Origin of the sequence: Lentzea sp. JNUCC 0626, from assembly GCF_043632865.1 — a bacterium.
Taxonomy (GTDB): domain Bacteria; phylum Actinomycetota; class Actinomycetes; order Mycobacteriales; family Pseudonocardiaceae; genus Lentzea.
Genome location: NZ_CP171635.1, coordinates 6,343,787 through 6,361,568 on the forward strand (window position 1 = coordinate 6,343,787; position 17,782 = coordinate 6,361,568).

The 17,782-nt window shown below is 68.6% G+C and carries 20 protein-coding genes; 13 read left to right on the top strand and 7 right to left on the bottom strand.

The genetic code is table 11. The annotated features are described in order from the left end of the window. Nucleotides 1–64: 64 nt before the first annotated feature. Nucleotides 65–3,397 carry a hypothetical protein gene (locus tag JNUCC0626_RS28700; RefSeq protein WP_394613861.1) on the top strand — a complete coding sequence of 1,111 codons (3,333 nt, stop codon included), beginning with the start codon at nucleotides 65–67 and terminating at the stop codon, nucleotides 3,395–3,397. Nucleotides 3,398–3,431: 34 nt separating this feature from the next. Here the strand turns inward: JNUCC0626_RS28700 and JNUCC0626_RS28705 are convergent, their stop codons facing one another. Further along, nucleotides 3,432–4,376, bottom strand: coding sequence for a 4-hydroxy-3-methylbut-2-enyl diphosphate reductase (locus tag JNUCC0626_RS28705; protein WP_394613862.1), 945 nt, complete (start codon nucleotides 4,374–4,376; stop codon nucleotides 3,432–3,434). A 63-nt stretch (nucleotides 4,377–4,439) separates the two neighbouring features. Between JNUCC0626_RS28705 and JNUCC0626_RS28710 the strand changes: the two genes are divergently transcribed. The 9 genes from JNUCC0626_RS28710 to JNUCC0626_RS28750 all read left to right on the top strand — a co-directional run bounded on the left by JNUCC0626_RS28710 (nucleotide 4,440) and on the right by JNUCC0626_RS28750 (nucleotide 10,308). Then, a complete protein-coding gene (locus tag JNUCC0626_RS28710) occupies nucleotides 4,440–4,952 on the top strand; it encodes a lipid droplet-associated protein (protein WP_394613863.1) in 513 nt (170 codons plus the stop codon). Further along, on the top strand, nucleotides 4,949–6,199 hold the full coding sequence (gene xseA / locus JNUCC0626_RS28715; RefSeq protein WP_430623481.1) for an exodeoxyribonuclease VII large subunit: 1,251 nt from the start codon (nucleotides 4,949–4,951) through the stop codon (nucleotides 6,197–6,199). Before JNUCC0626_RS28710 ends, xseA begins: the two co-directional genes overlap by 4 nt. Beyond that, nucleotides 6,189–6,533 (top strand): sugar ABC transporter substrate-binding protein, encoded by a 345-nt coding sequence (locus JNUCC0626_RS28720; protein ID WP_394613864.1) that lies wholly within the window; start codon nucleotides 6,189–6,191, stop codon nucleotides 6,531–6,533. Before xseA ends, JNUCC0626_RS28720 begins: the two co-directional genes overlap by 11 nt. Further along, the gene (locus tag JNUCC0626_RS28725) at nucleotides 6,530–6,745 is read left to right on the top strand and encodes an exodeoxyribonuclease VII small subunit (RefSeq protein ID WP_285643515.1); all 216 of its coding nucleotides are present in this window, start codon (nucleotides 6,530–6,532) and stop codon (nucleotides 6,743–6,745) included. Before JNUCC0626_RS28720 ends, JNUCC0626_RS28725 begins: the two co-directional genes overlap by 4 nt. 67 nt (nucleotides 6,746–6,812) lie before the next feature. Then, complete coding sequence (glpX, locus tag JNUCC0626_RS28730; RefSeq protein WP_394613865.1) at nucleotides 6,813–7,853, top strand: class II fructose-bisphosphatase; 1,041 nt, start codon at nucleotides 6,813–6,815, stop codon at nucleotides 7,851–7,853. Nucleotides 7,854–7,985: 132 nt separating this feature from the next. Then, the gene (locus JNUCC0626_RS28735; protein ID WP_394613866.1) at nucleotides 7,986–8,756 is read left to right on the top strand and encodes a S1 family peptidase; all 771 of its coding nucleotides are present in this window, start codon (nucleotides 7,986–7,988) and stop codon (nucleotides 8,754–8,756) included. Between the two features lie 125 nt (nucleotides 8,757–8,881). Further along, on the top strand, nucleotides 8,882–9,424 hold the full coding sequence (locus JNUCC0626_RS28740; RefSeq protein ID WP_394613867.1) for a L,D-transpeptidase: 543 nt from the start codon (nucleotides 8,882–8,884) through the stop codon (nucleotides 9,422–9,424). A 9-nt stretch (nucleotides 9,425–9,433) separates the two neighbouring features. Continuing rightward, nucleotides 9,434–9,841, top strand: coding sequence for a L,D-transpeptidase (locus JNUCC0626_RS28745; RefSeq protein ID WP_394613868.1), 408 nt, complete (start codon nucleotides 9,434–9,436; stop codon nucleotides 9,839–9,841). A 56-nt stretch (nucleotides 9,842–9,897) separates the two neighbouring features. Further along, nucleotides 9,898–10,308 (top strand): L,D-transpeptidase, encoded by a 411-nt coding sequence (locus JNUCC0626_RS28750; RefSeq protein ID WP_394613869.1) that lies wholly within the window; start codon nucleotides 9,898–9,900, stop codon nucleotides 10,306–10,308. Nucleotides 10,309–10,350: 42 nt separating this feature from the next. Here the strand turns inward: JNUCC0626_RS28750 and JNUCC0626_RS28755 are convergent, their stop codons facing one another. Beyond that, nucleotides 10,351–10,776 (bottom strand): hypothetical protein, encoded by a 426-nt coding sequence (locus JNUCC0626_RS28755; RefSeq protein WP_394613870.1) that lies wholly within the window; start codon nucleotides 10,774–10,776, stop codon nucleotides 10,351–10,353. A gap of 76 nt (nucleotides 10,777–10,852) precedes the next feature. Then, complete coding sequence (locus JNUCC0626_RS28760; RefSeq protein WP_394613871.1) at nucleotides 10,853–11,821, bottom strand: NAD(P)/FAD-dependent oxidoreductase; 969 nt, start codon at nucleotides 11,819–11,821, stop codon at nucleotides 10,853–10,855. Between the two features lie 63 nt (nucleotides 11,822–11,884). On the opposite strand from JNUCC0626_RS28760, the gene JNUCC0626_RS28765 reads away from it, so the two are divergent. After that, nucleotides 11,885–13,279, top strand: coding sequence for a class II fumarate hydratase (locus JNUCC0626_RS28765; protein WP_394613872.1), 1,395 nt, complete (start codon nucleotides 11,885–11,887; stop codon nucleotides 13,277–13,279). Nucleotides 13,280–13,298: 19 nt separating this feature from the next. On the opposite strand, the gene JNUCC0626_RS28770 is transcribed toward JNUCC0626_RS28765, so the two are convergent. Together JNUCC0626_RS28770 and trhA are read right to left on the bottom strand one after the other, a co-directional pair. Beyond that, complete coding sequence (locus JNUCC0626_RS28770) at nucleotides 13,299–13,958, bottom strand: hypothetical protein (RefSeq protein WP_394613873.1); 660 nt, start codon at nucleotides 13,956–13,958, stop codon at nucleotides 13,299–13,301. Between the two features lie 21 nt (nucleotides 13,959–13,979). Beyond that, nucleotides 13,980–14,651 carry a PAQR family membrane homeostasis protein TrhA gene (trhA, locus tag JNUCC0626_RS28775; protein ID WP_285643529.1) on the bottom strand — a complete coding sequence of 224 codons (672 nt, stop codon included), beginning with the start codon at nucleotides 14,649–14,651 and terminating at the stop codon, nucleotides 13,980–13,982. A 77-nt stretch (nucleotides 14,652–14,728) separates the two neighbouring features. Between trhA and JNUCC0626_RS28780 the strand changes: the two genes are divergently transcribed. Then, a complete protein-coding gene (locus tag JNUCC0626_RS28780; RefSeq protein WP_394613874.1) occupies nucleotides 14,729–15,511 on the top strand; it encodes an isoprenyl transferase in 783 nt (260 codons plus the stop codon). Between the two features lie 60 nt (nucleotides 15,512–15,571). Here JNUCC0626_RS28780 and JNUCC0626_RS28785 read toward each other — a convergent pair whose 3' ends face one another. Continuing rightward, nucleotides 15,572–15,841, bottom strand: a complete 270-nt coding sequence (locus JNUCC0626_RS28785) for a hypothetical protein (protein ID WP_394613875.1) — start codon at nucleotides 15,839–15,841, stop codon at nucleotides 15,572–15,574. An 87-nt stretch (nucleotides 15,842–15,928) separates the two neighbouring features. Beyond that, nucleotides 15,929–16,186: a hypothetical protein gene (locus JNUCC0626_RS28790; RefSeq protein WP_285643532.1), complete on the bottom strand. Its 258-nt coding sequence runs from the start codon at nucleotides 16,184–16,186 to the stop codon at nucleotides 15,929–15,931. 230 nt (nucleotides 16,187–16,416) lie between these two features. Between JNUCC0626_RS28790 and JNUCC0626_RS28795 the strand changes: the two genes are divergently transcribed. Beyond that, on the top strand, nucleotides 16,417–17,667 hold the full coding sequence (locus tag JNUCC0626_RS28795) for a DUF885 domain-containing protein (RefSeq protein ID WP_394613876.1): 1,251 nt from the start codon (nucleotides 16,417–16,419) through the stop codon (nucleotides 17,665–17,667). Nucleotides 17,668–17,782: the final 115 nt, after the last annotated feature.

Genomic DNA, 17,782 nt, shown 5'->3' on the forward strand with positions numbered 1-17,782 from the left:
CTCCCCCAACCGCGAACAACGAGGTCGGAACAACTTCAGGGCAGAACCGCAGCACTCTGCCAGCATGAGTGCGATGCCTAGGGGAGAACGTCCACTGGACGAGGGCGACAGCCCGTTGCTGCGGTTCGCAAGGGATCTGCGCGGGCTGCGCGCGGACGCCGGCACCCCGACCTACCGGGAACTCGCCCGGCGTGCGCACTTCTCCGTCACCACGTTGTCCGACGCCGCCGGTGGCCGCAAACTGCCCGGACTGGACGTCACGCTCGCCTACGTACGCGCGTGCGGCGGCGACGACCTGACGTGGACGCAACGCTGGCACGAGGTCAACGAGAGCTGCGCACTCTCGAAGACCAGCCCCTCGCCGTACGTGGGCCTGAGCGAGTTCACGAGAGAGGACGCGGACCGCTTCTTCGGCCGCGAGAAACTCACCAACGCCCTGAAGCACCGCCTGGAGACGCACGACTTCCTGGCCGTCTTCGGAGCGTCCGGCGAGGGCAAGTCCTCCCTGCTCAAGGCAGGTCTCGCCCCGCACTTCACGCACCCGGTCACCTGCACCCCGGGCACCGACCCGGACGCGGCCCTCGCCGAGGCGCTGGACCGGAACCCCGACCTGCTGATCGTCGACCAGTTCGAAGAGCTCTTCACCCTGTGCGACGACCCGGTGCAACGCGAGGCGTTCGTCGATCGCCTGCTCACCGCCGGGTGCAAGACGGCGATCGCGGTGCGGTCCGACTTCTACCCGCACTGCTCGCAGCACCCGGCGCTGGCCGAGGCGCTCACCGACGCCCAGGTGCTGCTCGGCACGATGACGCCCGACGAGCTGCGGCGCGCGATCACGCAGCCCGCAGCGAAGGTCGGGTGCGTGGTCGAGGGGGCGCTGCTGACCACGCTGATCGCCGAGGCCAGCGGCCGCAGCGGGGTGTTGCCCCTGGTCAGCCACGCCCTGGTGGAGACCTGGCACCGCAAGCGCGGCAACATCCTCACGCTGGCCGGGTATCAGGCGGCGGGCGGGATCCACGGGGCGCTCGCGCAGAGCGCCGAGGCCGCGTTCGCGAGCCTGAGCCATTACCAGCAGCACCTCGCCAAGCAGCTCCTGCTGCGCCTGAGCACCAACGACACGAAACGGCCCGTCTCACGCCAGGAAGTCGTCGGCGAGGAGGTCCTCGACGCTCTCGCCGACGCCCGGCTCATCACCGTCGACGAGCACACCGTCGCGGTCACCCACGAGGCGTTGTTCCGCGCCTGGCCCCGCCTCGCGGCCTGGCTGGACGAGGACCGCGAGGGCCTGCGCACCCACCGCAGGCTCACCGACGCCGCCCGCACGTGGCAGGAGCTCGACCGCGACTCCGGAGCGCTCTACCAGACCGTCCGGCTGGCCGAGGCCGTCGAGTGGGCGTCCCGCGGCGACATCGTCCTCACGAGCACCGAGCAGGCGTTCCTGACCGCGTCGGAGCACCTCGCCCGCCGTCGCACCCGCCGCCTGCGCCTGGCCGCGATCACGTTGGTCGCGTTGGTCCTCACGGCGAGCATCAGCGCCGTCACGGCCACCCAGCAACGCCGGGAGATCGAACGCCTTGGGCTCGTGACGCAGTCGCAGCAGCTAGCGGCCCTCTCGGCCGCGTTGTTGCAGAGCAACCCGGACGAGGCCGCCCGCACCGCCGCCGAGGCCTTCCGCACCGCGCCGACCAAGGAGGCGCGCAGCCAGGTGCTGAGCGTCGCGGCCGGGCGGCAGCGCGAGGCCAAACCGGTCGTGGGCGTCGGCATCAAGATCGGCAACGGTCTCCTCGGCGTGACGTCGCAGGCCGGAGCGCCGCTCTACGACTCCACCACGCTCGCGCCCGTCACCGTCCTGCGCCCGGACGACCAGGTGGTCGGTCTGGACTTCGCCCCGGACGGGAGCATCGTCGTCGCGGACTCGAACGGCCGTGTCACCCTGCACTCCTCCCCCGTCGCGGAACCCGTGGTGCTGCGTGAGTCCGGCGAGTGGGGCAGGGCGTGGTTCATCGACGACGGCCGTGCGGTCGTCATCGGCAGACAGGTGTGGGACGTGCAGGCGCGCACACTCCGTGCCGAAATCCCCGTAGGTCCCGAATCGCTCTGGTGGGACGCCTACGGCGACACGCTCGTCACCAGCAGCGGCACGGCCGTCTCGCTGTGGAACCTCAAGACCGGCCAACGGACCGGCGGGTTCCAGCTCGACACCGAGGTCCGCACGGCGAAGCTGCTGCACGGGGGCCTGCTCGCGATCGGCACCGTCCAGGACGACCTGCGGTTGTGGAACACGGCGACCGGCAGCCCGGTCCGCGCGCTGACCCCGCCGAGCGGCTGGCTCACCACGGCCGTGAGCGCCGACCGCACCGTTCTCGCCGTGGCGGGGTCGGGTGACACCCAGGTGAAGCTGTGGGACGTCGTCCACGACACCGCGCTGCCGCCGGTCCGCGTCGACACCACGACGGCGGAGATCGCCTTCACCCGCGACGGCAGGCTCGTGTGGAGCGCGGGCACCAAGTTGCGGGTCCTGCCGCGCAGCGCCGTGCCCGTCGCGTCCGCGCACTCGGTGCGGGCGCTCGCGATCGACCGCGACGGCAGCGTCCTCACGTTCGACGAGGCGGGCGTGATCGAACGCCGCGACACCGCGTTGCGCAGCATCAGCCGGATCACCACGGGTGCGCCCGGCCGTTCCCTCGCCTGCTTCAGCCCGGACCGCAAGCAGCTCGCCACGTCCGGCGGCGACGAGATCGCGGCGGTGCGCCGCACGTCCGACGGCAAGCTCGACACGACCAGCGCCGACGGGTTCCCGCCGGCCGCGCTCGCGTTCGGCGGCGGCCTGCTCTACGCGGGCGCGAGCCGGACGGCGACGGTGCTCACGGACTCCACCAAGACCATCGACACGACGAAGGAGGGGCCCACGACCGCCGCCGCGTTCGGCCGCACCGACCGGGAGATCGTGCTCGGCACCGAATGGGGTCTCGTAGTCATCAAAGACGTCCGCACCGACGACGACTTCAACCTCGGCGCGGTGCACGAGGGCCCGGTGCGCGCGCTCGCGATGTCCCCCGACCAACGCACGCTCGCGACGGCAGGCGATGACGGCGTAGTGCTGCTCTGGGACACCGAGACGTGGAAGAAGAAGGGCGAACTGCGCGGCCACACGGGCACGGTCGGCACGTTGGCGTTCAGCCCCGACTCCACCCGGATCGCAAGCGGTGGCAACGACAAGACCGTCGTCGTCTGGGACGTGAGCACCACACAGGCGTGGGCGACACTGCGCGGTCACGCCGAGGGCGTCACGCACATCGCGTGGATGCCCGACGGCCGTGCGGTGGTGTCAGCGGCCGCCGACGCCCTGCTCGTGTGGCAGCTCGACGTGGACAAGGCGCTCGCGACACTGGGGTGAGCGGCCGGACGGTGCCGTCCGGCCGCTCGAACATTTAGCGAACGAGGTCCTTGCGGAGCTCACGCGGCAACGAGAACGTGATGCGCTCGTTCGCCGTGGTGATCTCCTCGACCTCGCCGAAGCCGTGCGTCTCCAGGAACTTCAGCAGTTCCATCACCAGCAGGTCCGGCACGGACGCGCCCGACGTGACACCCACGGTCTCGACGCCCTCGAGCCACGCCAGGTCGACCTCCTTGGCGTAGTCGATCAGGTACGAGGCCTTGGCGCCGTGCTGCAACGCCACCTCGACCAGGCGGACCGAGTTGGAGGAGTTCTTGGAGCCCACGACGAGCACCAGGTCGCACGACGGCGCCATCGTCTTCACCGCGGTCTGGCGGTTCGAGGTGGCGTAGCAGATGTCGTCCGACGGCGGGTCCTGCAAGTCGGGGAAGCGGTCCTTGAGCTGCCGCACGCGCACCATCGTCTCGTCGACCGAGAGCGTGGTCTGGGACAGCCAGATGACCTTCGAGGGGTCGCGCACCTCGACGCGGGCGGCGTCCTCGGCGGTGTCGACGAGCTGGACGTGGTCCGGCGCCTCACCGGCGGTGCCCTCGACCTCCTCGTGCCCCTCGTGGCCGATCAGGAGGATGTCGTAGTCCTCCTTGGCGAAGCGCACCGCTTCTTTGTGGACCTTCGTCACCAGCGGGCAGGTGGCGTCGATCGTGCGCAACGAACGCTGCTCGGCCTCCGCGTGCACCGCGGGCGACACGCCGTGCGCTGAGAACACCACCAGTGCGCCCTCAGGAACCTCGTCGGTCTCGTTGACGAAGATGGCGCCGCGGTCGGACAACGTCTCCACGACGTACTTGTTGTGGACGATCTCCTTGCGCACGTAGACAGGTGCGCCGTACTTCTCGAGGGCGAGCTCGACCGTCTCGACGGCACGATCAACGCCCGCGCAGTAACCACGCGGCTTCGCCAACAGGACTCGCTTGGGCATGGCTCCAGGGTACCCAGTGAGCTTCCTAGGCATTCGACGTGCAGTTGCGGCAGGCTTAGGCCCATGAAGCCACTGCCTTTGGGTGTTCGCGTCGCCGCCGGCCTCGCGGTGACCGCCCTCGAACAGGCCCGCAGGCTGCCCCAGCAGCTCGCCGGACTCCCGTTGACGGTGGTCAGCGAGGCGATGCAGCTCTCCATGCGCGTGCAGCAGCATGTGACCGAACTCGCCATCAAGGGCGACGACGTCCTCTCCGGACTGCGGCCTGCCGAGGAAGAACCGGAGTGGGCGACCTTCGACGAGGACGAGACGCCCGTCACGACTTCTCAGGAAACTGCCCCGGACACCTCTCTGGCGGACGACCCGTGGGAGGAAGAGGAACGGGCCATCGTCGCCGAGGTGCCCGACTTCCTGCCTGCCTACGACGAACTGTCGATCGCCCAGCTGCGGGCGCGGCTGCGCAACCTCGACGTGGCGCAGCTCGAGGAGCTGCTGACCTACGAGAAGGCGCACGAGTCACGGCCTGAGTTCGTGGGCATGCTCAACCGCAGGATCGCGACGGTCAAAGCCCAATCGTGAGTGAAGCAAAATCCACGCCGGAGAACCCCTGGCCGGTGCGGACGGTCGCCCGCAAGCTGCTCGACTGGATCAACCGGCTCGGCGACGTCTGGGTCGAGGGTCAGGTCACGCAGCTCAACGCGCGCAGCTCCACGGCGTTCCTGACGTTGCGCGACGCGAGCGTCGACATGTCGATGTCGATCACCGCCAACTCGTCGCTGGTGCGCGAGCTGCAGCTCACCGAGGGCAGCCGGGTCATCGTGCACGGCAAGATCAGCTTCTACCCCAACCGGGGCACGCTGTCGTTGCGGGCGGACGAGATCCGCGCGGTCGGCATCGGCGAACTGCTGGCGCGCATCGAACGGCTGCGCAAGCTGCTGCACGCCGAGGGCCTGTTCGACCCGCGCCGCAAGCGCCGTCCCCCGTTCCTGCCCGGCAAGATCGGGCTCATCACCGGACGGGCGAGCGCGGCCGAGCGGGACGTGCTCACCAACGCGCGGAATCGTTGGCCTGGAGCGCACTTCCGCGTCATCAACGTCGCCGTGCAGGGCCCGACGGCGGTGACCCAGGTGATGACCGCGCTGTCCACTTTGGAACGCGATCCCGAGTGCGACGTGATCATCATCGCCCGCGGCGGCGGCAGCGTGGAGGACCTGCTGCCGTTCTCCGACGAGGCGCTGTGCCGCGCGGTCGCCCAGTGCCGCACGCCGGTGCTGTCCGCGATCGGCCACGAACCGGACACGCCGCTGCTCGACCACGTCGCTGACGTGCGATGTTCGACGCCGACCGACGCTGGCAAACGGGTGGTTCCGGATGTCGCTGAGGAGAGTGAACGCGTTCGCCAGATGCGCGATCGCGGACGGCGCGCGCTGCACGGCTGGGTTGATCGAGAACGCAAACTGCTCGACGCGTTGAGGTCCCGACCAGTACTTTCGGACCCGCATGGCCCGCTGGAGCGCCGTTCCGAAGAAGTGAAGCGTTTTCGCGACCAAGGTCGCAGGGCCGTGACGCAACGACTCGATCGGGAAGACGTCCACCTGTCGGGGACCAAAGCCCGCTTGACGACCCTCGGACCAGCCGCCACGCTGGCCCGCGGATACGCCGTTGTGCAACTCGTCACACCTGACGGGCCCGACGGCGTGTTGCGCTCTGTGGCGGACGCACCGGCCGGAACACAGCTGCGGGTACGCGTCGTTGACGGAGCAGTGCGCGCGGTCGTCAGCGACCCGGAAGTCGACTCGGAAGGGGGAGGTACCGATGATGCGTGATGCCGTGTTCCTGCCCCTCACCCTGGAGGCGGCGGGTTCCTGCGGCTCTGGCCTGCGGACGAAGGCGGAGGCGGCGAACCGCGCCGCGGCGGAGTGCTGGACGGCGATGGTGGGCGACTGCGACACCCCGAGCCGCCGCACGCTGGTCCTGACGTTGCACGACCTGAGCGAGGCCACCGCCGGTACCGTGCAGTACCGGCGCGTCGCGGAGGCCGAGGCGCTCATCGACGAGGCGGTGCGAGAGGGTGACGGCGAGGAGTTCGCGGAGGCGCTGGTCGGCTACGACCTGGCCGTCGCGACCGTGCTGAGCCGTCTGAGGAGTCAATCCGCGTGAGTTCGGAAACACTCGGTTACGAAGCCGCCCGTGACGAGTTGGTCGAGGTGGTCCGCAAGCTCGAGGCCGGTGGCCTGTCGCTGGAGGACTCCCTCTCGTTGTGGGAACGCGGTGAGGCGCTCGCCAAGACTTGTGAGCAGCATCTCGCCGGTGCGCGCGAGCGAATCGATGCAGCTCTGGCTGTCGTCGAGGAGGACGTTTCGGACGCGTGATCCCGTGCAAGGATTCAGTTGCCGATCACAAAATCCGGCACGCTGAGTAGTCGCATGGAGGCGCGCAATGGTGAACACCCCCGCGGAACGACGTCGCGAAGCCCCCGACCGGAACCTGGCATTGGAGCTCGTGCGCGTCACCGAGGCAGCGGCGATGGCCGCGGGCCGGTGGGTGGGACGCGGCGACAAGAACGGCGGTGACGGCGCTGCCGTCGACGCGATGCGCAAGCTCATCCACACCGTCTCGATGCGCGGTGTGGTGGTGATCGGCGAGGGCGAGAAGGACGAGGCGCCCATGCTGTTCAACGGCGAGGAAGTCGGCAACGGCGAGGGCCCCGACTGCGACGTCGCGGTCGACCCGATCGACGGCACCACGTTGATGGCCAAGGGAATGCCGAACGCGCTGGCGGTGCTCGCGGTCGCCGAGCGCGGGGCCATGTTCGACCCGTCCGCCGTGTTCTACATGGAGAAGCTCGCCGTCGGCCCGGAGGCGGCCGACGTCATCGACATCACCGCGCCGCTCGCCGAGAACATCCGGCGCGTCGCGAAGGCCAAGCACAGCGACGTCTCCGACGTGAACGTGTGCATCCTCGACCGGCCGCGGCACGAGAGCATCGTGCGGGAGGTGCGCCAGGCCGGCGCGCGCATCCACTTCATCTCCGACGGCGACGTGGCCGGTGCGATCGCCGCCGCGCGCCCCACGTCGGGCGTGGACATGCTCGTGGGCATCGGCGGCACGCCCGAGGGCATCATCGCGGCGGCGGCCCTCAAGTGCGTCGGTGGCGCCATTCAGGGCCGGTTGTGGCCGAAGGACGACGAGGAGCGCGAGAAGGCGATCGGCGCGGGCCACGACCTCTCCCGCGTGCTCACCACGAACGATCTTGTCAGTGGCGACAACGTCTTCTTCTGCGCGACCGGTGTGACCGATGGTGACCTTCTGCGCGGCGTGCACTACCGCGCGGGCGGCTGCACGACCCAGTCGATCGTCATGCGCTCGAAGTCCGGCACGGTCCGCATGATCGACGGCTTCCACAGCCTCCACAAGCTGCGCGAATACGCCTCGGTCGACTTCGACCTGCCCGAGGACGTTCAGCAGCCTTTGCCGTAATCGTCCCATTCACTGTGAACTGTGAACGCTCGGTAACCAGACGAGTGACCCTAGTGACAGTGTGACCTTCGTCCATAACTTCCCTCCTGACCCCGGCAACCCTGCGCCGGGTTCAGGAAAGGAAACTCAACGATGAGGGCACGTTCGTTGTTCTCCGCAATCGTCGTGGCCGCGGGCGCCCTGCTCGCCACGGTCACCGCTGCGGCTGCGGCACCGGCTCCCACCGCCGACGGCGAGGTCTCGCCGATGATCGTCGGTGGCACCAACGCCTCCCAGGTCTACCCGTTCATGGTGTCCCTGCAGAGCACCTCCGGCAGCCACTTCTGTGGCGCCTCGCTGGTCAAGGCCAACTGGGTCGTGACGGCGAAGCACTGCGTCCAGGGCTCCTCGGCGTCCTCGATCCGCACCCGGATCGGCACGACGAACCGCACCAGCGGCGGCACCACGACCGGTGCGTCGCGCATCATCCTGCACCCGTCCGCGGACCTCGCGGTCGTGCAGCTCAACACCTCGGTCAGCCAGGCCCCGATCAGCATCCCGACCTCGTCGGGCGCGGTCGGCACGGCCACCCGCATCATCGGCTGGGGCCAGACCTGCCCGGTCCGCGGCGCGTGTGGTGCCCCGGTGACCCTGCAGGAGCTCAACACCTCGATCGTCGCCGACAGCCGGTGCTCCGGCATCAGCGGCGTGTCGGAGATCTGCACCAACAACACCGGTGGCAACAAGGGCGCCTGCTACGGCGACTCGGGTGGCCCGCAGGTGAAGTCGGTCGGCGGCCGCTGGGAGCTCATCGGCGCGACCAGCCGCTCCGGTGGCGGCGCGAACTGCGCCCAGGCGCCGTCGATCTACGTCGACGTCGCGTACTACCGCTCCTGGATCAACTCGAACGTCGGCGGCCTGTAACCAGGTAAGCGCGTTCCCGAGGCCCGTCTCCCAACTGTTATGGGAGGCGGGCCTTCGCGTTGCAACCTGAGTGATCCTCCCGTCGTCTACTTCGGCAAGGGATGGATCGAACCAGGGGGTGCGCCATGCGGATGCTGGTCGCTGCGGTCGCGTTGTTGTCGCTCGCGGGGTGCGCGCAGGGTTCTGTGCAGGCGGAAACCCCGACATCGGGCCCGCCCTCGTCGTCTTCGGTGCTGTCGTCCTCGACCGTGCCGCCCCCTCCGTCCACCACTTCGGAAACCCCTCCCCCGCCGCCTCCGCCGCCGCCCGTCGTGAAGCCCACGCCGTGCACGATCAGCGACGGCGCCTGCATCCAGCTGTCGACCAACCAGACGTGGGTCGTCCGGGGCGACAAGATCGTCTACGGGCCGAAGCCGATCACGCACGGCCGCAAGGGCTTCGAGACGCCGCTCGGCAACTTCCCGGTGCTGCGCAAGGTGAAGGACGAGTGGAGCCGGCCGTACAACGCGCCGATGCCGTGGTCGACCTACTTCACCGAGAGCGGCATCGCGTTCCACGAGGGCGAACTGGACGTGCCGTCGCACGGCTGCATCCACCTCGACCCGCAGGCGGCGCAGTACTACTTCACCAACCTCTCGATTGGCGAGACCGTCCAGGTGGTCTCATGATCATCAGCCATGAGAATCGTGGCCGTCACGGCCCTCTTCCTGCTTAGCCTCACCGCTCCCGCACACGCCTCCGGCTGCACCGTCTACAACGGAGCGTGCGTGCAGAAGCACTCGAACCTCGCCTGGCTCGTCACCAACGGCGTGACGAGCTACGGCCCGGTCCGGATCAGCCACGGCAAGCCCGGCTTCGGCACGCCCGTGGGCAACTTCCCGGTGCTGCGCAAGGTGAAGAACGACTGGAGCGTCCCCTACAACGGCCCGATGCCCAACTCGGTGTACTTCACGACCGACGGCATCGCGTTCCACCAGGGCGACCTGAACTCCCAGTCGCATGGCTGCGTCCGGCTCTCCTGGAACGACTCCGAGGTCTTCTACAACAACCTCTTCCCCGGCGAGCGCGTCCAGGTGCTTCCATAAGTCGGTGATTGAAGTCACCCCATCGTGGTTACCCCACTACCGAGGGGTGATGAGAGATGCGAGTTCTGATCGCGACGGTGCTCCTGATCCTCGGCTTTGCTGTTCCCGCACAGGCTCAGGCGGGATGCACCGTCCAAAACGGAGCGTGCCTGGAGAAGCATTCCAACCAGGCGTGGCTGGTCTTCAACGGCAACGTGAGCTACGGGCCGGTGACCATCAGCCACGGCAAGCCGGGGTACGAAACCCCGGTGGGCACGTTCTCGGTGCTGCGCAAGGTGAAGAACGACTGGAGTGTTCCCTACAACGGGCCGATGCCGAACGCGGTGTACTTCACCACGACCGGTATCGCGTTCCACCAGGGTGACACCGCCGTCCAGTCGCACGGCTGCATCCGCATGCCGTCGGACGCCTCGCTGGTGTTCTACGACAACCTGATGATCGGCGAGCAGGTCCAGGTGCTGCCGTAACCGATTCCCGTTGTCAGGCCCGACCGTTCGCGGTCGGGCCTGTCAGCACTTCTCCCGCCTGCCGGCGAACTCCTCGGCGGTCAGGTAGTCGCCGCCGAACTTGACCTTGCCGTCCTTCAGGCCGTCCAGCGTGAACTCGACGGTCGAGGTGTCATCGTTCTGCCGCACCGACAGCCGGACCGGCTGATCGCCCTGCGGCGGTTGCCAGGCGACCTTCTCCTGCGCGCCTTCCGGCTTCTGACTGACGGTCACCTCGCCGATCTTGACCGGCTGCGCGAACTCGAGCCGCCAGATCTCCTTGCCGTCCTGCTCGACCCGCACGTCCGACACCGGCGGCGCGTCGCAGCCGGTGTCGACGAACTGCGGCAGCCCTGTCGGCGTGAGCTTCACCGCCCAGGACTGCCCGGCGGAGCAACCCCCGAGCGCGGTCACCGCGGCCAGCACCGCGACGAGCTTCCACCGGGTCATTCCACGTCTCCTCAGCCGATCGCCACCCACCGGCGCCCATCATCGCCTCCCGGCGCCGCCGGCGGTGCCGCAGGGCTCAGGTGCCGTCGCTGGAGTGTCCTGGGAACAGGTGCGCCGACGGGTTGAGCGCCACCGCGATGTTGTTGACCGCGGTCGCCGCCTCCCCGAAGCCGGTGGCGATGAGCTTGACCTTGCCGGGGTACTGCGCCACGTCGCCCGCCGCGTAGACCCGGTCGAGCTTGGTCTTCATGGTGGAGTCGACGAGCACGGCGCGGTGGTCGAGTTCGAGCCCCCACGACTCGATCGGGCCGAGGTCGGCGGTGAAGCCGAGGGCAGCCACGACGGTCTGCGCGGGCAACGTCCGCGCGTCGCCGCCCTTGACCTTGACGTCCACTTCGAACAGTGGCTCGCCGCGCAACGCGAGCACCTCGGCGTCGGTGATCATCTCGACCCCGAGTTCGCGGACCTGCCGCACGGTGGCGGCGTGCGCGCGGAAGTTGGCCCTGCGGTGCACGATCTTGACGCTCGCGGCGATCGGGTGCAGCGCCAGCGCCCAGTCGAACGCCGAGTCGCCGCCGCCCACGATCACGACGTGCTGCCTGGCGTGCTCGGCCAGCACCGGCACGAAGTGCACCATGCCGCGCCCCAGCCAACCGTCGCCGGCGGGTAACGGCCGGGGGTTGAACTCGCCCATCCCGGCCGTGATCAGCACGGCCTTCGTGGTGATCGAGGACCCGTCCGCGAGGCCGATCCGCAGACCGTCCTCAATGGACTCACAGGTGCGCGCCTGCCGGCCGAGCAGGTAGGTCGGCTTGAACTGACCGGCCTGCTCCACCAGGCCGTTGACGAGGTCACGTCCTCGCACGGCGGGGAACCCGGCCACGTCGAAAATCATCTTCTCCGGATACATCGCGGTGACCTGACCGCCCGGTTCGGGCAGGGCGTCCACGACCGCGACGTTCATCTCCCGGAAGCCTGCGTAATAAGCGGCGAACAACCCAGTCGGACCCGCTCCCACGATGAGGAGGTCGACGTCACGCTCCATGAGTGGTGCCCTTCTGCCAGTGGTGGGTGGCAGTGCTGTGATCGACCATAGAGACTCGAAGGTATGTCTGAACAGGAGTACCGCGTCGAGCACGACACGATGGGTGAGGTCCGCGTGCCGGTCGACGCATTGTGGCGCGCGCAAACCCAACGCGCGGTCGAGAACTTCCCGATTTCCGGTCGAGGCCTGGAACGCGCCCAGATCCGCGCGCTCGGTCTGCTCAAGGCGGCGGCCGCCCGTGCCAACGCCCGCCTCGGCGTCCTCGAAGAAGACGTGGCCTCCGCCATCGCTGCCGCCGCCGACGAGGTCGCCGCAGGCAGGTGGGACGACCACTTCCCGGTCGACGTCTTCCAGACGGGCTCCGGCACGTCCTCGAACATGAACGCCAACGAGGTCATCGCCACCCTGGCCACCCGCGCGCTCGGCCGTGACGTGCACCCGAACGACCACGTCAACGCCTCGCAGTCGTCCAACGACACGTTCCCGACGACCCTGCGCGTGGCCGCCACCGAGGCCGTGGTGACCGACGTGATCCCGTCGCTGCAGTACCTCCTCGGCGTGCTGGAGTCACGGGCTCTGGAATGGGCCGACCTGGTCAAGTCCGGCCGCACGCACCTCATGGACGCCGTGCCGATCACGCTGGGCCAGGAGGCAGGCGCCTGGGCGTCGCAGGTCCGCTACTCCGTGGAACGCCTCTCCGCCTCGATTCCACGCCTCGCGGAACTCCCGATCGGCGGCACCGCGGTCGGCTCGGGCCTGAACGCCCCCGCCGAGTTCGGCGCCCTGGTCGCAGCCGAACTGGCCGCCGCCACCGACCTCCCCCTGGCCGAGGCCCGCGACCACTTCGAGGCGCAGGCCACCCAGGACGGCGTCGTCGAGATCTCGGGCCAGCTCCGCGCGACCGCCGTGGCGTTGTTCAAGATCGCCAATGACCTCCGCTGGCTCGGCTCGGGCCCCCGCACGGGCCTCGGCGAACTCGCCCTGCCCGACCTCCAGCCGGGCAGCTCGATCATGCCGGGCAAGGTCAACCCGGTGATCTCCGAAGCGACGATGATGGTCGTGGCCCAGGTCATCGGCAACGACGCCGCCGTCGCGTTCGCCGGCTCGCAGGGCAACTTCCAGCTCAACGTGATGCTGCCGGTCATCGCCCGCAACGTCCTGGAGTCGTCCCGTCTCCTGGCCGCGGTGTCCCGTCTGCTCGCCGACAAGGTCCTGCTCGGCACCGAGGCGCAGGCTTCGCAGATGCGCGAGTACGCCGAGTCGTCGCCGTCCATCGTCACGCCGCTGAACCGCTACATCGGCTACGAGGAGGCGGCGTCGATCGCCAAGCAGTCGCTGAAGGAGCGCAAGACGATCCGCGAGGTGGTGCTGGAACGCGGCCACGTGCCGGGAAAGCTCACCGAGGAGCAGCTCGACGCGGCCCTCGACGTCCTGCACATGGCCCGCGGCGGCCGCTGACGTTCAGGCGCTCCGGTCGTCACGCCTCGGCGACCGGAGCCGCCACGTCCTCGGCCAGGAACGGATAGCGCAGACAGGCGACCGCCAACCACTCCTCGTCGGTCATCTGCGGCACTTCCCACCCGTTGGCCGCCATGTGCGCGAGGAACGCTTCGGGCAGCGCCACGTGGTACTTCCGCAGGTAGTGCACGAGCGTGCCGCCCCAGAACCACACGCCGTCGGTCCACTCACCACGTTCGTTGACGCTCGGACCGTCCGGGTCAAGCAGGTCAGTCGCCCACGCCATCGGCAGCACGACCATCTGCCCCTGCTCCAGGTATCGCAGCGCGTCCTTCGCCCAGGGCTGTTCACCACCGGCCATCGCGGCCCGGACCTCGTCGGCCGACTCGTAGAAGCCGATCTCGCGTGCGCTGACACCGCCGCCGCGGAGCTGGTACGGCGTCACCTCGACCTCACCGCACACCGCGGTGGAGACGGTGACCAGGTCGCCTTCCGCGGTCATGACCTCGCAGGCGACCTCGATGTCGAAGGGAAGATCGACCCCGAGGCTCAGCCAACCGCGGTGGTCGACCGCAGCGGGGTTCTCGACCGCGCTCCGCTCCACACCCCGTGCGTCGGTGAGCCGGACTTCAACCGCCCCGTCCACCCACCGAACCGCCTGGCACACAACGCGTGTCATGTGGCCAGACGGTAGAGAACGTCAGGAGTACATCGCGAGCCAAATGGCGATGTAGTGGCAGATCGCCGCCACGACCGTCGCGGCGTGGAAGAACTCGTGGTACCCGAACACCTGCGGCCACGGGTTCGGCCACCGGGTCGCGTAGAACACCGCGCCCACGGTGTACAAAGCGCCACCCACCAGCAGCAACACCAGCGCCGCAACCCCGGCGTGGTGCAGCAGCTCGGGCAGCACGAACACCGCCACCCACCCGAGCGCGATGTAGATCGGCACCCCGAGCCAGCGCGGCGCGTGCGGCCAGGCGAGCTTCAGCGTCACCCCGAGCAGCGCGCCGATCCACACGACCCACAGCACGGTGGAACCGGTGCCGGGATCCATGGCCAGCAGCGCGAACGGCGTGTAGGTGCCCGCGATGAACACGAAGATCATCGAGTGGTCCATGCGCTTCATCCACGTGCGGACGCGGTCGGACTTCCACGTCACGCGGTGGTACAGCGCCGAAACACCGAAGAGTCCGAGAACTGTCAGGCCGTAGACGGAGGTGGCCAGGGCAGCGCGCGCGGACACTGTGGACGCCGCGAGAGCGATGAGCGTCGCGCCTGTCGCCACCGAGGCGATGAACGACCAGAAGTGCAGCCATCCACGCAGGCGCGGCCGCAGTCCGGGCTGGGGAGGAACGGTCGCAGTGGTCACAGGACCCTAGGTTACGCGACCGTAGGTTTCCTACCGCGACTCAGTGATGAACCTTGCACGGCGTACGCTGTTCGGACGTGGCACTCCGCACCCGTGTGAAAGACGTCGCAATCCACTTCTACGAGTGGATTCTCCGCCGTGAGGTGAGTTCGAGCGCCCAGGCGCCCAAGCACGTGGGCGTGGTCCTCGACGGCAACCGCAGGTGGGCACGCGAAGCCGGGTTCACCGACGTCGCACATGGACACCGGGCCGGCGCGCGCAAGATCCTCGAACTCCTCGAGTGGTGCGGCGAGGCGAACGTCGAGGTCGTCACGCTCTGGATGTTGAGCACCGACAACCTCAGCCGCGACAACGACGAGCTGGCGCCGTTGCTCGACATCATCGCGGACATCACCGACGAGCTGGCCGAGGACGGCAAGCCGTGGCGGGTCCGGCACGTCGGCGCGCTCGACATGCTGCCCAAGGAACACGCCGAGCGCCTCACGAACGCCACCGCGCGCACCAAGAACCGCACGGGCATCCAGGTCAACGTCGCCGTCGCGTACGGCGGCCGGCAGGAGATCGCGGACGCCGTCCGGAAGTTGCTGCAGGCGCACGCGGAGCGCGGCGGCACGATCGAGGAACTCGCGGAGGTCCTCGACGTCGACCACATCGCCGAGCACCTCTACACGTCCGGGCAGCCCGACCCCGACCTGATCATCCGCACGTCCGGTGAGCAGCGGCTCTCCGGGTTCATGCTGTGGCAGTCGGCGCACTCGGAGTTCTGGTTCTGCGAGGCCTACTGGCCCGGATTCCGCCGCACCGACTTCCTGCGGGCCATGCGCGAGTACGCGAAGCGCCACCGCCGTTACGGCGGCTGAACCTCAGAAACGCCGAAGGGGCGCTCACCGCGAGGTGAGCGCCCCTTCGTGCAACCGAGATCAGCCCCAGTGCGGGCCGAAGTCGTCGCCGTCTTCGATGCCGCCGGCGGCGCAGGTGTCGGTGATGGAGGGCGAGTTCACCGGAACCGCTCCACCGAGCACCGCGACGTTGTTGCCACAGGCACCAACGACACCGTTGAGGTTGTTGGCGTTGCCGACGATCAGCAGCGGCTCGTTGACCCAGTGGTGGCCGGGGGCGGCCATTGCCGGGGAACCGATGGCGGCGAACGCAGCAGCGACGCCGAGCGCGGCGGCAGCCTTCTTCAGCACGATTTTTCTCCTCATGAAGGTTTAAAGCGGGAAAAACGCGTCTGGGGGCGCCAGAAATGACGCCCCCAGACGTGGATCAAAGGGAGATCAGCCCTCGTCGACGATGCCGCCGGCGGCGCAGGTCTCGGTGATCGACGGCGAGTTGATCGGCACGGCGCCGCCCAGGACACCGACGTTGTTGCCGCAGGCGCCGATGGTGCCGTTCAGGTTGTTGCCGTTGAGCAGAACCAGCAGGGGGCCGTTCTTCCAGTGGTGTCCACCGTGGCCCTCGCCGGCCATGGCGGCCGGGGCGAACGCGAGCGACAGCGCGGCAGCAGCAGCCACCACGGCACAGGCCTTCTTCATGTGATTCTCCTTCATGTCGGGTTATCCCCGTCATTTCCGGAGTCTTCGGGGATCTCCGGAGTCGGTGGGGTCTCCGGGCGGAAACGCTATAGGTGTTGATCCGAATTCGCGGCCCGCGTGACCCCATTGTGTGACGTCAAGATCAACAACATTCCCCGATGGAGTGGTCGTCGATTCACGATTCGGTCGCGAGTAAGACGCTGTGGTAGACGCTCTAAGCTCTCCGGCTCATGGACGCCAACGAGCTCGTGCGCGCGTACCTGGTGCTGGGGCTGCGGCTCGGGCGCCTGGTGTCCGGGTTCGTCGACTCGTTCACCGGCGACCCGGCCCTGAGCCGCGCCGTCGACAACGAACCACGCCTGCACCCCAGGGCGTTGGGCGACCACGCCCGGCTGCTGCGCCGCGAACTGCCCGGCAGCGACCTCGCTGAACAGCGCAAACGGTTCCTCGACGCGCACCTGAGGGCGTTGGAGTGCACGGCGCGCAAGCTCGACGGCCAGCGCATCTCGTTCGTCGACGAGGTCCACCAGTACTTCCAGGTGCGCATCCGCCCCGGTGACGAGGACGCGTACCGGCAGGCGCACCGCAGCCTGAACGCCGTGCTCGAAGGCCCCGGCACGCTCGCCGAACGCCTCGGCGACTTCCGCGCGGACGACGAGGTGCCCCGGCGCCGCCTCCAGGGCGCCGTGCAGGCGTTGTCGAGCGCGCTGAGGGACCGGGTGCGGCAGAAGTACGCGCTGCCCGAGCAGGAGATCGTCGAGTACCAGATCGTCACGAACAAGCCGTGGAGCGGCTTCAACTACTACCTGGGCGACTACCGCAGCCGGGTCGCGATCAACGCCGACATGGGTCATCGCATGGCGAACCTGCCGCACCTGGTCGCGCACGAGTCCTATCCGGGCCACCACACCGAGCACTGCCGCAAGGAGGCCGGGCTGGTCGCGAAGCGCGGCCACGCCGAGCAGTCGATCTTCCTGATCAACACGCCGCAGTGCCTGATGGCCGAGGGCATGGCGGACCTGGGCCTGCACGCCGCGGTCGGGCCGGGCTGGGGGCGCTGGACCGAGGAGGTCCTCGGCGACCTGGGGTTGCGAATGGACGGCGCACTGTCCGAAAAGGTCGAGGCGGCGGCGTCCGGCCTGCTCACGGTGCGGCAGGACGCGGCGCTGCTGCTACACGATCGGGGTGCGGATCAGGATGACGTGGTTGCGTATCTGTGCAGGTGGCTGCTAGTCCCCGAGGCACGCGCACGGCAGATGGTTCGTTTTCTGGCGGACCCGTTGTGGCGCGCGTACACGACCACATACGTCGAAGGGGTGCGTCTGGTGCGGGCTTGGCTCGACGTCCGCGCACCCGGTGAGTCGCTCGACTCCCGCTATCTGAGACTTCTCGACGAGCCCCTCGTACCGGATTCACTCGAATCCCAGGTGCGTGACGGTCTGTCGTGGCTTGCCCGCAACACCCAGGAGAACGCCATCTGACCAGGTAGAACACGTCTGCGGTCATGTTTCGGTTTGTTGTCCGGTAGATGACAAATTCGGATTCACCTGTGTGGCTTCGTGCAGATGGGGCACTTCCACAGGTAACTTCGAAAGC

Coding starts and splice junctions, on each gene's coding strand:
- JNUCC0626_RS28755 (WP_394613870.1), bottom strand. CDS start 10,776: ATGACCCGGTGGAAGCTCGTCGCGGTGCTGGCCGCGGTGACCGCGCTC.
- JNUCC0626_RS28710 (WP_394613863.1), top strand. CDS start 4,440: ATGAAGCCACTGCCTTTGGGTGTTCGCGTCGCCGCCGGCCTCGCGGTG.
- JNUCC0626_RS28745 (WP_394613868.1), top strand. CDS start 9,434: ATGAGAATCGTGGCCGTCACGGCCCTCTTCCTGCTTAGCCTCACCGCT.
- glpX (WP_394613865.1), top strand. CDS start 6,813: ATGGTGAACACCCCCGCGGAACGACGTCGCGAAGCCCCCGACCGGAAC.
- JNUCC0626_RS28770 (WP_394613873.1), bottom strand. CDS start 13,958: ATGACACGCGTTGTGTGCCAGGCGGTTCGGTGGGTGGACGGGGCGGTT.
- JNUCC0626_RS28740 (WP_394613867.1), top strand. CDS start 8,882: ATGCGGATGCTGGTCGCTGCGGTCGCGTTGTTGTCGCTCGCGGGGTGC.
- JNUCC0626_RS28735 (WP_394613866.1), top strand. CDS start 7,986: ATGAGGGCACGTTCGTTGTTCTCCGCAATCGTCGTGGCCGCGGGCGCC.
- JNUCC0626_RS28795 (WP_394613876.1), top strand. CDS start 16,417: ATGGACGCCAACGAGCTCGTGCGCGCGTACCTGGTGCTGGGGCTGCGG.
- JNUCC0626_RS28720 (WP_394613864.1), top strand. CDS start 6,189: ATGATGCGTGATGCCGTGTTCCTGCCCCTCACCCTGGAGGCGGCGGGT.
- JNUCC0626_RS28790 (WP_285643532.1), bottom strand. CDS start 16,186: ATGAAGAAGGCCTGTGCCGTGGTGGCTGCTGCTGCCGCGCTGTCGCTC.
- JNUCC0626_RS28750 (WP_394613869.1), top strand. CDS start 9,898: ATGCGAGTTCTGATCGCGACGGTGCTCCTGATCCTCGGCTTTGCTGTT.
- JNUCC0626_RS28760 (WP_394613871.1), bottom strand. CDS start 11,821: ATGGAGCGTGACGTCGACCTCCTCATCGTGGGAGCGGGTCCGACTGGG.
- JNUCC0626_RS28700 (WP_394613861.1), top strand. CDS start 65: ATGAGTGCGATGCCTAGGGGAGAACGTCCACTGGACGAGGGCGACAGC.
- JNUCC0626_RS28705 (WP_394613862.1), bottom strand. CDS start 4,376: ATGCCCAAGCGAGTCCTGTTGGCGAAGCCGCGTGGTTACTGCGCGGGC.
- JNUCC0626_RS28765 (WP_394613872.1), top strand. CDS start 11,885: ATGTCTGAACAGGAGTACCGCGTCGAGCACGACACGATGGGTGAGGTC.